This is a genomic window from Nocardia sp. Root136 (genome assembly GCF_001427185.1).
GTDB lineage: Bacteria > Actinomycetota > Actinomycetes > Mycobacteriales > Mycobacteriaceae > Nocardia > Nocardia salmonicida.
The window spans coordinates 412,250-426,207 of sequence record NZ_LMFE01000001.1 but is presented as its reverse complement, the minus strand read 5'-3'; the positions used below and the strand labels follow the sequence as shown (position 1 = coordinate 426,207).

General features: G+C 68.2%; 13 protein-coding genes. 4 read left to right on the top strand and 9 right to left on the bottom strand.

Going from position 1 to position 13,958, the window contains the following annotated elements; translation table 11 throughout:
- Positions 1 to 141: 141 nt before the first annotated feature.
- The 4 genes from ASD42_RS02100 to ASD42_RS02085 form a co-directional block, all read right to left on the bottom strand.
- A complete protein-coding gene (locus ASD42_RS02100; protein ID WP_056815190.1) occupies positions 142 to 1,059 on the bottom strand; it encodes an LLM class F420-dependent oxidoreductase in 918 nt (305 codons plus the stop codon).
- A gap of 69 nt (positions 1,060 to 1,128) precedes the next feature.
- The gene (locus tag ASD42_RS35085; protein WP_235569428.1) at positions 1,129 to 1,557 is read right to left on the bottom strand and encodes a cupin domain-containing protein; all 429 of its coding nucleotides are present in this window, start codon (positions 1,555 to 1,557) and stop codon (positions 1,129 to 1,131) included.
- A gap of 457 nt (positions 1,558 to 2,014) precedes the next feature.
- Positions 2,015 to 3,379: an NtaA/DmoA family FMN-dependent monooxygenase gene (locus tag ASD42_RS02090; protein ID WP_056809573.1), complete on the bottom strand. Its 1,365-nt coding sequence runs from the start codon at positions 3,377 to 3,379 to the stop codon at positions 2,015 to 2,017.
- 10 nt (positions 3,380 to 3,389) lie between these two features.
- Positions 3,390 to 4,598, bottom strand: a complete 1,209-nt coding sequence (locus tag ASD42_RS02085; protein ID WP_056815187.1) for an LLM class flavin-dependent oxidoreductase — start codon at positions 4,596 to 4,598, stop codon at positions 3,390 to 3,392.
- A gap of 407 nt (positions 4,599 to 5,005) precedes the next feature.
- Here ASD42_RS02085 and ASD42_RS34835 point away from each other — a divergent pair, with 407 nt between their 5' ends.
- From ASD42_RS34835 to ASD42_RS02070, 3 genes are read left to right on the top strand one after another with little or no spacing between them, the layout of a single operon-like run.
- Complete coding sequence (locus tag ASD42_RS34835; protein ID WP_056809571.1) at positions 5,006 to 5,251, top strand: acyl-CoA dehydrogenase family protein; 246 nt, start codon at positions 5,006 to 5,008, stop codon at positions 5,249 to 5,251.
- A 33-nt stretch (positions 5,252 to 5,284) separates the two neighbouring features.
- The gene (locus tag ASD42_RS02075; protein WP_056809569.1) at positions 5,285 to 6,346 is read left to right on the top strand and encodes an LLM class flavin-dependent oxidoreductase; all 1,062 of its coding nucleotides are present in this window, start codon (positions 5,285 to 5,287) and stop codon (positions 6,344 to 6,346) included.
- A complete protein-coding gene (locus tag ASD42_RS02070) occupies positions 6,343 to 7,599 on the top strand; it encodes an MFS transporter (RefSeq protein ID WP_063893549.1) in 1,257 nt (418 codons plus the stop codon). The genes ASD42_RS02075 and ASD42_RS02070 overlap by 4 nt, the downstream gene beginning before the upstream one ends.
- A gap of 218 nt (positions 7,600 to 7,817) precedes the next feature.
- Here the strand turns inward: ASD42_RS02070 and ASD42_RS02065 are convergent, their stop codons facing one another.
- From ASD42_RS02065 to ASD42_RS02045, 5 genes are all read right to left on the bottom strand, one after another.
- Positions 7,818 to 8,849 carry an aldo/keto reductase gene (locus ASD42_RS02065; RefSeq protein ID WP_056809567.1) on the bottom strand — a complete coding sequence of 344 codons (1,032 nt, stop codon included), beginning with the start codon at positions 8,847 to 8,849 and terminating at the stop codon, positions 7,818 to 7,820.
- An 85-nt stretch (positions 8,850 to 8,934) separates the two neighbouring features.
- Positions 8,935 to 9,978 carry an LLM class flavin-dependent oxidoreductase gene (locus ASD42_RS02060; protein ID WP_056809565.1) on the bottom strand — a complete coding sequence of 348 codons (1,044 nt, stop codon included), beginning with the start codon at positions 9,976 to 9,978 and terminating at the stop codon, positions 8,935 to 8,937.
- Entirely contained in the window at positions 9,975 to 10,799 is an 825-nt protein-coding gene (locus ASD42_RS02055; protein ID WP_056809563.1) for a DUF1684 domain-containing protein, read from the bottom strand. The genes ASD42_RS02060 and ASD42_RS02055 overlap by 4 nt, the downstream gene beginning before the upstream one ends.
- A gap of 121 nt (positions 10,800 to 10,920) precedes the next feature.
- Positions 10,921 to 11,712 carry an alpha/beta fold hydrolase gene (locus tag ASD42_RS02050; protein WP_056809561.1) on the bottom strand — a complete coding sequence of 264 codons (792 nt, stop codon included), beginning with the start codon at positions 11,710 to 11,712 and terminating at the stop codon, positions 10,921 to 10,923.
- 65 nt (positions 11,713 to 11,777) lie between these two features.
- Positions 11,778 to 12,296 (bottom strand): MarR family winged helix-turn-helix transcriptional regulator, encoded by a 519-nt coding sequence (locus ASD42_RS02045; RefSeq protein ID WP_056809560.1) that lies wholly within the window; start codon positions 12,294 to 12,296, stop codon positions 11,778 to 11,780.
- Between the two features lie 74 nt (positions 12,297 to 12,370).
- Here ASD42_RS02045 and ASD42_RS02040 point away from each other — a divergent pair, with 74 nt between their 5' ends.
- On the top strand, positions 12,371 to 13,825 hold the full coding sequence (locus tag ASD42_RS02040; protein WP_235569280.1) for an FUSC family protein: 1,455 nt from the start codon (positions 12,371 to 12,373) through the stop codon (positions 13,823 to 13,825).
- Positions 13,826 to 13,958 lie beyond the last annotated feature (133 nt).

The window sequence follows — 13,958 nt, the reverse complement described above, 5'->3', positions numbered from 1 at the left end:
CACACGGGGCGACACCCGCCGTCGTCGGCGGCTGTCGAGTTAGCCCGATCACTTGCCTTCGCGGCCAGGTCCCCACGATCACAGCCGCAGGGTTCCTGTTTCCTGTTCTTCGTCCTGCACACCGGCTGACAGCCGGACTGCTCAGAGCTGCGATTGCACCTCGGCGGCGATGAGTTCGAGGTGGTCGAGGTCGGCGAGATCGAGGATCTGCAGATAGATCCGGCTCGCGCCGATCTCGCGGTAGCGGGCGATCTTGTCGACGACCTCGTCGGGCGAACCGGCCAGACCGTTTTCCTTCAGCTCGTCGACCTCGCGGCCGATCGCGGCGGCCCGGCGCGCCACCTCGGCGTCGGTGCGCCCGACACAGGCGACCAGGGCGTTGGAGTACACCAGTTCGTCGGTGCGCCCGGCCGTCCGTACCGCGGCGCGCACCCGGTCGAACTGGGCGGCGCTGTCGGCGATCGAGGCGAACGGCATGTTGAACTCGGTGGCGTAGCGGGCCGCCAGGCGCGGGGTGCGGACCTTGCCGTTGCCGCCGATGATCACGGGTACCGGATCCTGCACCGGCTTGGGCAGGGCGGGGGAATCGGTGAGCTGGTAGTGGACGCCGTCGAAGCTGAACGTCGCCCCCGGCTTGGTCTCCCACAGACCGGTGACGATGGCCAGCTGCTCCTCGAGCAGACCGAACCGATTGTCCGGGAACGGAATGCCGTAGGCCGCGTGTTCGGCGGCGAACCAGCCGCTGCCGAGACCGAGTTCGACCCGCCCGCCCGACATCTGATCCACCTGGGCGATCTGGATGGCCAGCGGTCCCGGCAGCCGGAAGGTCGCGGCGGTGACCAGGGTGCCGAGCCGGATCCGGGAGGTGTCCCTGGCCAGCCCGGCCAGGGTGATCCACGCATCGGTGGGGCCGGGCAGGCCCGAGGCATCGCCCATCGCGAGGTAGTGATCGGAACGGAAGAACGCGTCGAAGGCGAGTTCCTCGGCCGCGCGCGCCACCGACAGCAACGTGTCGTAGTCGGCGCCCTGCTGAGGCTCGGTGAAGATGCGGAGGTCCATGATCACCATCGTGCCCGATGCGTGCGGGGTCCGCCCGGGCACCGGGACAGGCACGAAGATCCGCGCATCTCAGCTACGGAAATCGTCGAAGTCGAACCCGGGCGCGACCACGCAGCTGACCAGTACTTCCGCGTCCGCGCAGGGTCGTGCGGCCTGCCAGTGGCCCGCGGGCACGAGCTGCTGGACGTGGTGCCGCTGTTCGATGTCCGGGCCGAGGATCACCCGCTCGGGTGTGCCCGGTGTGTCACCGTCGCCGCCGAGGGACAGCTCCAGCGGCCCGCCCCTGTGCCACATCCAGAGCTCGTCGGAGCGCACCGCGTGCCAGATCGACTGTTCGTCCGGGGGCAGCAGGAACAGGATGCCGGTCGCGGCGACTCGCGGGCCCGGATAGCCCTCGGGCACGAAGGTGTGTGTGCTGCGCCAGGTTTCGCGGAACCAGCCACCTTCGGGATGCGGAAGAAGGTCCAGCGTCGCGGCGGTCGCGGGCCGGTGCAGCAACTCCGTATGGCGACCGGCGGGACCGCGGCGAGCCCAGCGGATGTCACCGACGGCGGAACGGGGAACGGTGTCGCTGGTGGGGGAGACCTCGCGCGGGGTGAGCACGAGAACGGGTGTGGTCGTCGGCACCAGGTCGGCGACCGCGAGCGCGGCCTCGTCGTCATCTGCCCAGCGGATCTGCTCATTGTCGACGTGGAGTCGGTCGCCCGCGCTCAGCCAGGCATCGAGCGTGGTGACGATTGCCGGGCCGGAATCGGTGGGCTTGCTGCCGGTGGAGGTCATAGGTGAGTCCCGTCGGAGTACGTCAGGTGGACATGTCGGTCCTACCATCGGTCGCGGGACGAGCCCGACGCGGTCCGGACCTGCACGTCGCTCAGGGTAGCGGCCGCACGGGTGCATGACGACGTGAGCCGCTGCTGTGGGCGCTCACACGAGATGCCCACAGCAGCAACGTCACTCAGGCGTCGACGGAAACGGTGGCCGACCGCAGATCGGGAAGGCCGAGGTTGTCTCGCAGGGTCGTTCCGGTGTATTCCGTGCGTAGCGCGCCCCGGTCTTGGAGCAGCGGGACCACACGGTCGACGAATTCGTCCAAGCCGGTGGGGACGAGGTGCGAGCCGAGGATGAAACCGTCGGAGCCGTCGTTGTTGACGAATTCGTCGATCTTCTCCGCGACCTGGGCCGGGGTGCCCACGATCGGGCCGCGCTCGAACTGGTCGATCACCGTCTCGCGCAAGGTCAGCTTCTTGGCCTCGGAAACCTCGCGCAGCCGCTTGACCGTGGCGAAGCGATCCTGGTGCAGGAAGGCACGGCCCTGGATGAACGACGGCGCATCGGGATCCGGCTCGATGTCGGGGATCGGCCCCTCGGGGTCGTAGCCGGACAGATCCCGGTTCCAGATCTGTTCGAGCAGGATCAGCGCGGTCTGTCCGGTGACCTGTTCGTTACGGACCGCGTGGTACTTCTCGATCGCCTCGGCTTCGGTGTCGCCGAGGACGAAACTCGCCGACGGCAGGATCTTGATGTCATCGGCCGAGCGCCCGGCCGCCACCGCGCGCGCCTTGATGTCGCGATAGAAGTCCGCGGCCTCGGGAAGCTTGCCGTAAGGGGAGAAGATGGCGTCGGCATTGGCCGCGGCGAAATCGCGGCCCTGCGGCGAGACACCGGCTTGCAAGATCACCGGCCTGCCCTGCGGGCTGCGCGGCACGGTGAAGCGGCCGGAGATGTCGAACTGCCGACCACGAAAGGCGAACGCACCGGCATCGGGTCTGGCCAGGAATCGACCGCTGTCCTTGTCGGCGACGATGTCGTCGACGTTCCACGAATCCCACAGTGCGCGAACCGCATTCAAAGTCTCCTCGGCCCGCACATACCTGTCGGCCGGATCGAGGAAACCGCCGCGGCGGAAGTTCTGTCCGGTGAAGGCGTCGAAGGAGGTGACCACGTTCCAGGCGGCGCGTCCGCCGGAGAGGTGATCGAGGGTGGCGAATTGGCGGGCCAGTTCGTAGGGCTCGTTGAATGTGGCGTTGATGGTGCCCGCGAGGCCGAGGTGCTCGGTGACCGCGGCGATAGCGGCCAGCACGCCGAAGGTGTCGGGACGGCCGATGATGTCCTGGTCGAAGATCTGGCCCGCGCGCTCACGCAGGATGAGACCCTCGGCGAGGAAGAAGAAGTCGAACTTGCCGCGTTCGGCCGTGCGCGCGGTGTGTTCGAAAGAGCTGAAATCGATCTGGCTGCCCGCCTGGGGATGCCACCAGGCGGTGTGGTGGTTCACGCCGCCGAGGTAGGCGCCGAGGATGACCTGCTTGCGGGGTGTACTCATCGGTGGGACCTCACACTCTGGCGTAACGGTTGGGCACGGTGGTCGACAGACCGAGCAGGCCGCGCAGGGAATCCTCGGGGTAGCTGGTGCGGAACACTCCGCGCTGCTGGAGGGCGGGCACGAGTCGGTCCGCGATAGCGGCCAGGTCGTCGACAGCCACACCGGGACGAAGCCGGAACCCGTCGACACCCCGGGCGTCCCAGTCGGTGAGCAGATCGGCGAGTTCCTCGGCGCTGCCGGTGAAAATGGCCGCGTCGGAGGTGAATTCGGCACCGGACTGATCGTTCAGGCGGGCCAAGCGTTGCGCGCCGGTGTCGTCGTCGGTGTCGAGGAAGACGACCAGGTCGGCGTACACCCGCAGTGGTTCGCCCACCCTGGTCGCACCAGCGGTCGCGACCTGTCGCAGGATTTCCGCCGGTCCGTGCTCACGCGTGGGTGTGATGAAGACGAGATCGGCTGCCGCCGCCGCGAATTCGTAGACGCGTGGGGCGTGGGCGAGTGCGGTGACCACCGGCTGACCCTGTGGTGGGCGCGGGGTGATGGAGGGACCGCGGACGTCGAAGAAGCGACTTTCGAAGTCGATGTAGTGCAGCTTGTCGCGGTCGATGAAGCGGCGGGTGGCGACATCGCGGATCTCGGCGTCGTCCTCCCAGCTGTCCCACAGGCGGCGCACCACCTCGACGGCGTCGGTGGCCTCCTCGAACAACGCTTCGGCGTATTCGGGGAGCCTGCCGGTCGCGATGATGTCGGCGAACTCGGCGGGTGTCGGTTCGGTGATCTCGCGCCGCCCGAAGTGCTCGGCTTCCTCGGTACCGGCCGAGACCCTGACCTGCCAGCCCGCGCGGCCGCGGGAGGTGTAGTCGAGGGTGGCGAGCGCGGTGGAGACGTGGAACGGCTCGGTATGGGTGGTCGTCACCGTCGGGATGAGTCCGATGTGGCGGGTGATCGGGGCGAGCGTAGCGGCGATGAGATGGGCGTCGAGCCGGGCGCGGACCTGGTCTACGGCGTTGTCGTCGCGGGCGTGCAGGGGACCGGGGACGCGCAGGCTGTCCTCGATCGTGACGAAATCGAGCAGACCACGCTCCGCGGTGCCGACCAGGTCGGTCCAGTAGCCGGCGCTGAACAATTCGGTGGGCCGCGAGTTCGGTGCTCGCCAGGCGGCCGGGTGCCAGCCCGCGCCGTCGAGCGCGACACCCAGGTGTAGTGGGTTCGGTGCCATCGTCTGCCATTTCTGTGGTTCGGTGAACGGTGCCTGGTGCAACGCTCGATGCCGGGCACCCGCTGCGCGCCGGGTACGAGTGCCGCAGTTGTCTGACGGGCGGCAGCACGATGCCGCTCTCCATCACAGGTGGCCAGCGGGGGTGGCCGGGAGAATGCGAACGGCCGCGGCGACGACGTCAACCGTTGAATTCAGCCCGATCGACGGGAAATAGGCTGTCGCTCCACCCTTTCGTCGAACGCCGCGCACCTGTAGATCCTCGTCACCTGACTTATCTCACCGACGTCTCGCTCTCCCGGAATTTATCTCGGGCAGCAACCCGTCTGCGCAGGTGACACCGGTGAAACCCGGTGTAAGCCGGAGGTGGGTACAGGCTTTCGCTCGTCGGGCGGGTCGATACTTTCGACGTGAAGACAGCGCAGGACAACTCGAGCGAGGAGTTACTCGTTCGAGTGCGTGACTATGCGGAGCAAGTGTTGAGACCCGCCACGTTGTCGACCGACAGGGACGGGGTTCTCGCGGACCGCATCGACGAACTACGCGACCTCGGCCTGCTCAACGATCTGGCGCCGGGCGAATTCGGTGGGCTCGCGATCGACCGCGACACCGGGTACTCCGGTGTCGGTGCTTGCCGCACGGACTCTGCGCGCTGACCCGCTGATCACCACCGAACGGAACCACCGAACATGAGTCTCGAATTCCTCTGGTACATCCCCAATCAGGTCACGCCCGGCCACCGCGGCGAGCCCGTGGCCGCCGACCACAACAGCCTGGACACGCTGACCACGCAGGCGAAGGCGCTGGAGGCGCACGGCTGGAAGGGCGCGCTGCTCGGCACGGGCTGGGGCCGCCCTGACACCCTGACCGTCGCCGCGGCGCTGGCGGCCAGGACCGAGTCCTTCGAGCCGCTCATCGCGATCCGGCCCGGCTATTGGCGCCCGGCGAACTTCGCCTCCGCCGCGGCCACGCTCGACCACCTCTCCGGTGGCCGGGTTCGGGTGAACATCGTCTCCGGCAAGGACGATCTGGCCGCCTATGGCGACAGTGAGGGCGACCAGGCCGACCGCTACGCCCGCACCAAGGAGTTCCTCCAGCTCGTCCGCAAGCTGTGGACCGAGGAGAACGTCACCTACCGCGGCGAGCACTTCCAGGTCACCGACTCCACGGTGGTGCCCCGCATCGAGCAGCGCGGCGAACGCCGTCATCCGACGCTGTACTTCGGCGGCGCCTCGGAGGCGGCGGAACGGGTCGCCGCGACCGAGGCCGACGTCCAGTTGTTCTGGGGTGAGCCGCTGGAAGGGGTGCGTGAGCGCATCGAACGGTTGCGCGCGCTGAGCGCCGAGCTGGGCCGTGAACACGCACCGCTCGAATTCGGCTTGCGCATCACGACTTTCGTCCGCGACACCACCGAGCAGGCGTGGGCCGACGCCGAGGCGAAGGTCGCGGAGATGGCGAAGAACAGCCAGGGCGCCTCGAATCCACACCGCCGCACCGCTGTCGGCCAACAGCGACTGCTCGACCTGGCCGCGCGCGGCGAGGTGCTCGACGACAACCTCTACACCGCGCCGGGCAAATACGGTGGCGGCGGCGCGGGCACCACCTGGTTGGTCGGTTCCGCCGAGGATATCGCCAAGTCGCTGCGCAAGTACCGCGATCTCGGCATCACCCACTTCGTGCTGTCCGACACCCCATATCTGCGCGAGATCGAGCGTCAGGGTTCCCAGCTGCTGCCGTTGCTCGGGGAGTGAGTGCCACCCCTGTCCTGACCGTCGACCCGGTGCGCAGTCGACGGTTCCGGCTCATCGCGGTCTTCGCGGTGACCCAGACCGTCGGCTACGGCGCGATGATCCAGGCGTTCACGGTGCTGCTGGTCCCGATGTCTCAGGCACTGGCGGTCTCACGCACCGAAATCGCCGCCGCTGCCACCATATCCACGCTGATCGGGGCGTTGGCCGCGGTGCCGGTGGGCAATCTGCTCGACCGCTACGGTGGACGGGCCTTGATGACGGCGGGCTCGGCGCTCGGCGTCGGCGCGGTTCTGCTGTGGTCGCAGGCGCAGAGCCTGGCCCAGCTGTACGCGGCATTCACATTGATCGGGTTGGCACTGGCCACCTCCACCTACGAGGCCGCGTTCGCCGTTCTCGTGGTGGCCACCGAACCGGAACACCGGGATTCGGCGATCGTCGCGGTGACCACGGTAGTCGGACTGGCCACCAGCCTGTACTACTTCTTCGCGGGCTGGCTCGAGACGCAACTCGGCTGGCGCACAACACTGGTGGTGCTGGCGATCGGTTTCGCGGTGATCGTGGTACCCGCGCACCTGTGGGCGGTACCGGGCCGGGCGTCGCACACCAGCCGGGTCGCGCAACGCACCGGCGTTCGCCTCGGTGACGCGCTCCGTGACCGCAAATTCTGGCTGCTGGTGGTCTCTTTCGTCGCCCAGAGCGGGTCCACCTCGGCCTTCCTGCTGATGATGGTCACCTACTTCCGCGACATCGGCTATTCGCCCGTGTCCGCCGCCGCCCTCCCGATCGCCGTCGGCGTCACCCAGATCGCAGCCCGACTGGCCCTGGCCCCGTTGGCTCGCCGCTTCGGGATGACCAGCGTGACAGGGGTTTCCTTCGCCCTCCAAGGGGCGGGATTGCTGGCTCTACCGCTGGCAGGCACCTCACTGCCTCTCACGCTGGCCTGCATCGTCGCCTTCAGTACCGGCTACGGCACCAGCGTGATCGCCCGGCCCTCCATCGTCGCCGACAGCTTCGGCGTCCCCCAGTTCGCCGGCATCCTCGCCGTGATGACAGTCCCGATCGCGCTGTCCCGTGCGGGCGCGCCCTTGGCCGCCACCTGGCTCGGTGACTGGCGACTCCTGGTAGCCATCGGGCTCGCCGCCCTCCTTGCCGCTGTCGCGCTGATCCCGCTGTCGCGCACACCTCTGGTCGACCACCCGCTGGTCCCGACCCAGGACGCGGTCACCGGGCCCAACTGCGGCGCGACCCCGTAACAGACTGGTAGCGAAACGGCCGCCCCGCTAGAACGTGAGCGGGGCGGCCGTTGGACTGCGGTGGGGTTGTAAGGGGAGTTTGTAGGTGGTCGACGAGTGCTCACGACACCGAGATGCTCGGTCACCGCCGCGACGCTGCCGAGCAGGACGAGCAGATCGATCCCGGTGTCATCAAGGACAGGTTCGAGTGGAATCCGGACAGGGTCGGTGCCTTCCGATCAGAGCTTCAGGCCGGTGCCGTGGACACCGTGCTCCTCGATGAGGGCGAGCTCGTCGGCGGTGAAGTCGGGGAAGTTCAGTGCGGCGGTGTTGTGGTCGAGCTGGGCCACCGAACTCGCCCCGATCAATGCCGAGGTCACCTCGGGACGGCGCAGCACCCACTGCAACGCCAGCTGGGCCAGCGACTGCCCGCGCGCGGCGGCGATCTTGTTCAGCTCGGCGGTGCGTTGCCGGTAGGTCTCGTCGATGACATCGGGGGACAGGAAGGTGCTGTTCTGCGCGCGAGCGCCCTCGGGGATGGTCTCGAGGTACTTGTCGGTGAGCAACCCCTGGGCCAGCGGCGAGTAGACGATCACGCCGAACCCGTCCTGGGTCGCGGTGTCGAGCAGACCGTTCTGCTCGGGGCGGCGATCGTAGATCGAGTAGCGGGCCTGGTGGATCAGCAGCGGGACACCGGCGGCGCGCAGCTGCTCGGCGATCTCGTGGGTGCGGTCGGGCAGGTAGTTGGAGATACCGACATAGAGCGCCTTGCCCTGCTGTACCGCGCTGACCAGCGCGCCCACGGTCTCCTCCAGCGGGGTGTCGAGGTCGGGGCTGTGGTGGTAGAAGATGTCGACGTAGTCGGTGCCGAGATCGCGCAGGCTGTGCTCGAGGGAGTTCAGGATCGACTTACGCGAGCCGCCGCGCAGGTACGGGCTCGGCCCGATCGCGTTGCCCGCCTTGGTGGACAGCACGATCTCGTCGCGGTACGGCGCGAGGTCCTTGGCGAGCACCCGGCCGAAGTTCTTCTGCGCGCCGCGGTGCGGCGGACCGTAGCGGTCGGCGTTGTCGAAGTGGGTGATGCCCAGATCGAAGGCGTGCAGGATGATCTCGCGCTGCGTGGCGAAGGCGTAGTCGGTGCCGAACTTCTGCCACAGCCCGAAGGAGAAGGCGGGCAGGTCGAGGCCAGATGCACCGGTGCGCCGGTACGGGACCTTCTCGTAGCGGTCTTCCGCGGCGGTGTAGGTGCGGTCGAAGTGGCCGTGGCTCATCAGGTTGGATCTTTCTCTCGGTGGGAGAGGAAATCCCTTCTCCCTCAGTGATGTCCGTGCCTCGGCAGCTGCACCGAGCGGCCGCTCAGACCGACGTCGGCGCTTCGTTCGTGATCGTCGGTTTCCAGCCCAGTTCGGGAGCGATCAGGTGCACGGTGTCGTGCAGGATCTGCTCGTAATCCTCACGGTGGAATTCGTAAGGCAGCTCCAGGCGCAGCTCAGAGGTCTGCGCGAGCACCGGGTCGGCCCGCAGCTGTTCCAGGATCTGCTCCGCGGTGCCGACGATGTCCGGCGCGAACAGAATTCGGCGTTCACCCTGCGGGCCGAGAGTGCGGTCGTGGCGGCTCGCGGCGTAGGCGCGGTAGCGCTCGCGGGTCGCGCGGTCGGCGCTGTCGAACGGCACGATCACGCGTCCGACCGCCACACGGGCGGGTCGAGCCGGGTCGATCAGGCGGCGATAGTCCGAGATCAGAGTGAGCTGGGAGGTGGTGAAATCGTCACTGGCGTCGCCGAAAACGACGTTGCCGCTGAGCAGATTCAGTCCGTTCTCCGCGGTCCAGTGCACGGATCGGATACTCCCGCCGCCGTACCACACACGGTCGGCCAGGCCGGGGCTGTGCGGCTGAAGGCGGGGACGCTGGGTGTTGCCCGGCGAGTGGATGACGGTGTCGGCGTCGCCGAGGTAGGTGCCGCGCAGGTTCTCGAGCAGGCGGGCGACGCGGCCGTAGGACAGGTCGAAGCTGCGCCAGTCGCCGTCGAAGACCAGGTCGCCGATGAGGTCGGCGTGCGGCGGGATTCCCGCGCTGAAGCCGGGTTGCAGCCGACCCTTGGACAGCACATCGGCCAGCGACAGGTCCTCGGCCAGCCGGAACGGGCTCTCGTAGCCGATCGGAATGACCGCGGCGCCCAACTCCACTCGACTGGTGCGCTGGGCGGCGGCGGCCAGGAAGACCGCCGCCGAACCCACGCCGTGCTCGAGGTGACGCTGCCGGATCCACGCACCGTCGAAGCCGAGCCGCTCCCCGAATTCGAACAGTCGCAGCGTGTCCTCCAACCCGGTGTACGGGTCGTCGTCGAGGTAGTTGCCCGGCGTCAGGAACGCCAATGTGCTGATGCGCGGTGCGCTCATGCCTGACGCTCGTAGGGGATCTTCTCTCCTGCCTCGACCGCGATCGGGAGCCGGTTCTCGGCGGGCGGCAGCGGGCAGGTCGCCAGATCGGTGTAGGCGCACGGCAGGTTGACCGCTCGATTGAAGTCGAGCACGACCGTGCCGTCAGCCGCCGGAGTGGAAACCTGCACGATGCGATTGGCGGCGTAGGTGGTGACTCCGGAAGTGGTATCGGTGAACAGCACCGACAGGTCGCCGGGGTTCCTGCCGGGGAAGGCGGTCAGCCGCAACGGCTGACCGTCGATGTCGAACTCGACCTGCCCCGGTGCCTCGTAGACGTGCTCGAGCCCTTCGACCGAGGCGCCGACCGTGGTCGATCGCGGCTGCTCGAACCGAACGTAGCGACCCGTCACCACCCACTTCGGGTCCGGAGCATACGCGGGCGTGCCCCGAAACGCGGTGCGCAACTGGTTGTTCGGGTGCCGAGGACGCACGATGTCGTTGCCGCCACGGCGGGCGACCTCGATCACCGCATCACCCCACACGGCGTTCACCCCGTCGCGCTCGGCGATCACGCCGAACTCGTAACGGCCGCGCACCGGCGTCCCGTCGACAACCAGCTCTTCACCCTCGTCGAGAACCACGACCACACCGTCGACACCGGTGGACCAGGTGCCGGGCGCATCGGTGAACCGCTCCGGGATCTCGGTGAGCCAGTGCAGGTTCGTGATGGCCAGGAATCCGTGCCGGTCGGACAGGCGCGCCTCCTGCTGACGGTGCCATTGCTGCCAGTCGGCCGTGAAAGCGTCTACCTCGGCGACCGGGGTTTCCTGTGTAGCCATGCCATCGATACAACCCGACACCACCGCCGCCGAACAGAATTGCGCTCATCCCGAACGCAAGTCACCGATCAGCGCCCTTCTCGTTTTCGCTCTGTTGCCCGTCGGCGGTCGGAGGACCAGCTCACCTCGTTGAATCGATACCGCGATCGGCAGTCGCGCCGGTGGTCTCCAAGATCGTCGCGGCGACCAGGTGCGGGTCATCGACCATCGGGACATGACCGACACCTGGCAGGATTCGGTAGTGCGCGCCCGGTATGCGTTGCCGGGCGACGGGCCCGTAGATCGCGGCAGGCAGAATTCGATCGTGTTCGGACCAGGCGAGCGTGATCGGGCAGGGGAGTGGGTCGAGCGGCGCGATTTGCTCGTCGGTGCTCAACAGGTCCGCGGTCACCGTGCACTCGAGCAGATCGCGAGCAATGTCGAGGGCGGCTGCGGGGGTGGCGCGGTCGCCCCGAATTGCGATGTCGCGCAGTACGATCCGTCGGACCAGGGATGAACGCAGCCCCAGGGGCGCCAGGGGTCGTGCCAGCTTCGCGAGGGTCAGTCCGTTCGCGATTTTGCCGGTCGAATCGGAATGAGTCGTACTGCCCGAGTCCCAGAACCCGGCCGGGGACAAGGCGCAGACGGTGACAGCACGGCCGCGGCGCGCCAGTTCGATGGCCATCCAGCCGCCCAGGGAGTTGCCGGCGATGTGGACCTGGTCGAGGCCCCTGGCGTCGAGGTCGCGTTCGACGTTGTCCACGAGGTGGGCGCATCGCGCTGGGCGCAGAACCGCGGGCGGCCCGCCGCGATGGCCGAGCGCGGTGGGGCTGATGATCTCGTGATGTGGGGCCAGAAGCGGAACCACCTCGGTCCAGGCGCGTTCGGACATCGTGACGCCGTGCAGGAGTAGTAGTGGGGTGTTGCTGGGCATGGTCGTCCTTCGGATCGGTGAAGAGGCAGCGCACGCGGTCAGCCGACGACCGCTGGGGTGAGGTCTCAGTATTCGGCGGTGTGCCAGGCGGCCGCGTCGGTGTTGCGTGACACCCGACGCAGCAGTGCCACGAGGGTCTGTTGCTCCTGCTCGTCGAGGCCCTCCAGCAACCGACGGTCCCGTTCGACGCGGCTGGGCAGTTCGGCATCGACGAGTTCGCGTCCGGCCGCGGTCAGCTGGAGCAGCACCACCCGGCCGTCCCGTTCGAACGGTAGACGTTCGAGCAGCCCGATTTTCGCCAGCCGGTCGGCGTGTTTGGTGGTCGCGGCGCCGCTGGTCATGGTCCGCGAGGTCACTTCACTGGCGCGTAGTGGGCGCTCGGCGCGGGCGAGGACGCACAGGATCTCGAAGTCGCCGCGGGTGACGCCCCTCGGTGCGAGCGCCCGATCGAGCTGGTGCAGCGCCAGCGAGCTGATCCGGTTGATGCGCCCGAGCACCTCGATCGTCGAGGTGTCCATCTCGGGATAGGTCCGGGCCCATTCGGCTCGGACGCCGTCGACGAAGTCGGGGGAGGTGTCGCCCATGCGCTCATCTTAGGCGACCAGTTTCACATTATTTAAGATATGTTTTACAAGTAAAATACCTTTAGGGTGGAGCCGTGCCTACCGCGACTCCCGACCTGCAGACCTCGACCGCGGCCACGTCTACCCGGCTGCGGCACTCCGGTGGTGCGCTGGCGCACTCGGTCGCCGTCTCCACGTGGCGGCGGGCACTCGAGGTGCGGGCTGCCGACGCGACCGTGGCGGTCTCGATGCGCGTCGGCGCCGCCGCCGCGCTGGTGTTCGTCGGCTGTGGTCTCCTCGATCTGCGCCAGTACGCCGGCTTCGCGGTACTCGGCGCGCTGGCGTCGGCCTTCGCTCGGCACGAGCCGATGGTTCGGGTCGTGGCCAAGGTGAGTCTCGTCGGCGGGCTGCTTGTCGCCTTCGTCGCGGGCGGAGGGCTGCTCGCGCTCGCGCACGTGCCGATCTGGGCTGAGGTCGCGCTGATGTCGGTCGGTGCCGCCGTCGCGGCGATATCGGTGTCGGCCTTCCGGATCACCGGCCCCGGCCCGGTGATTCTCGTCTTCGCGGCCACCGCGGCCGTCGGTTATGTGACTGCGATCGGCGATCTCGCCCGGGTGTGCCTGGCCGCGGCGATCGGTGCCGCGGTGGGACTGCTCGCGCAAGCGGCGCCGCTGCTGGTGCTGCCGCTCGGCCCGGCCCGGCTGGCCGTGGCGCGGGCGCTCTCGGCCGCGGCCGCACTCGATCGCGACGGGTCTGTCGAACCCGCCCGCTTCGCGATCGCCCAGGCTCGGGAGAAGTTGGCGCTCAGCGGTGTTCGCGGAAATGACTCGGGGCACCACCGTGACCTGATCGCGCTGCTCGACGAGGTGGAAACCGCGGTCGACGAGTGGGCGGCGGGGGACCCGGCACGGCTGTTCGAGGTTGCCGGTCACGAGGCCGAACTGCGCAGGATCAAGCGTCGCAGCGCGATCTTCGGCAACGGCGCGACGGTCGAGGTGTCCGCGCTGCCGCGGCCGGAGGGGTTCGTGGCAACGGGTCTGTCCGGACTGCGCTCGCGCATGGTTCTCGGCAATGCGGCGCGCATCGCCCTCGCCTCGGCCGGCGCGGGGTGGTTCGCCGCGGCGGCCGGTCTCGACCATCCGCTGTGGGCGTCGATGGGCGCGATGGCCGCCATGCAGGGCGTCTCGTACGCGCTGACCGTGCAACGGGCGATCCAGCGTCTGCTCGGCAACGTCGGAGGCGCGATCATCGGGGCGCTGCTGATCGCGGCCGGTCTCGGGTACTGGCAGACGGTGGTCATGATCGTGGTTCTGCAGGTGACCGCCGAACTGATGGCCACCCGGAACTACGCACTCACCTCGCTCTCGGTGACACCGATGGCGTTGCTCATGGTCGGCCTCGGGGCACACCTCTCGCCCGATATCGGCGTCAGCCGGATCGTGGACACACTGATCGGCGTCACGGTGGGTGTCGTCGTCGCGGCCGTGACCATCAGTCGCACGGATCGGCAGCACCTGCCGACATCCTTTGCGCAAGCACTACCACGATGACCGTTTCAGCGAGTACCCAGGACCGAGCGAATCTCTTCGACGAACTCGACCACGCGAAGGACCAGGTGCATACCAAGCCCCACCCGTAACCTTGGCTACACGCCGCCGCGCTACTGGCAGTTGAACCGAACAC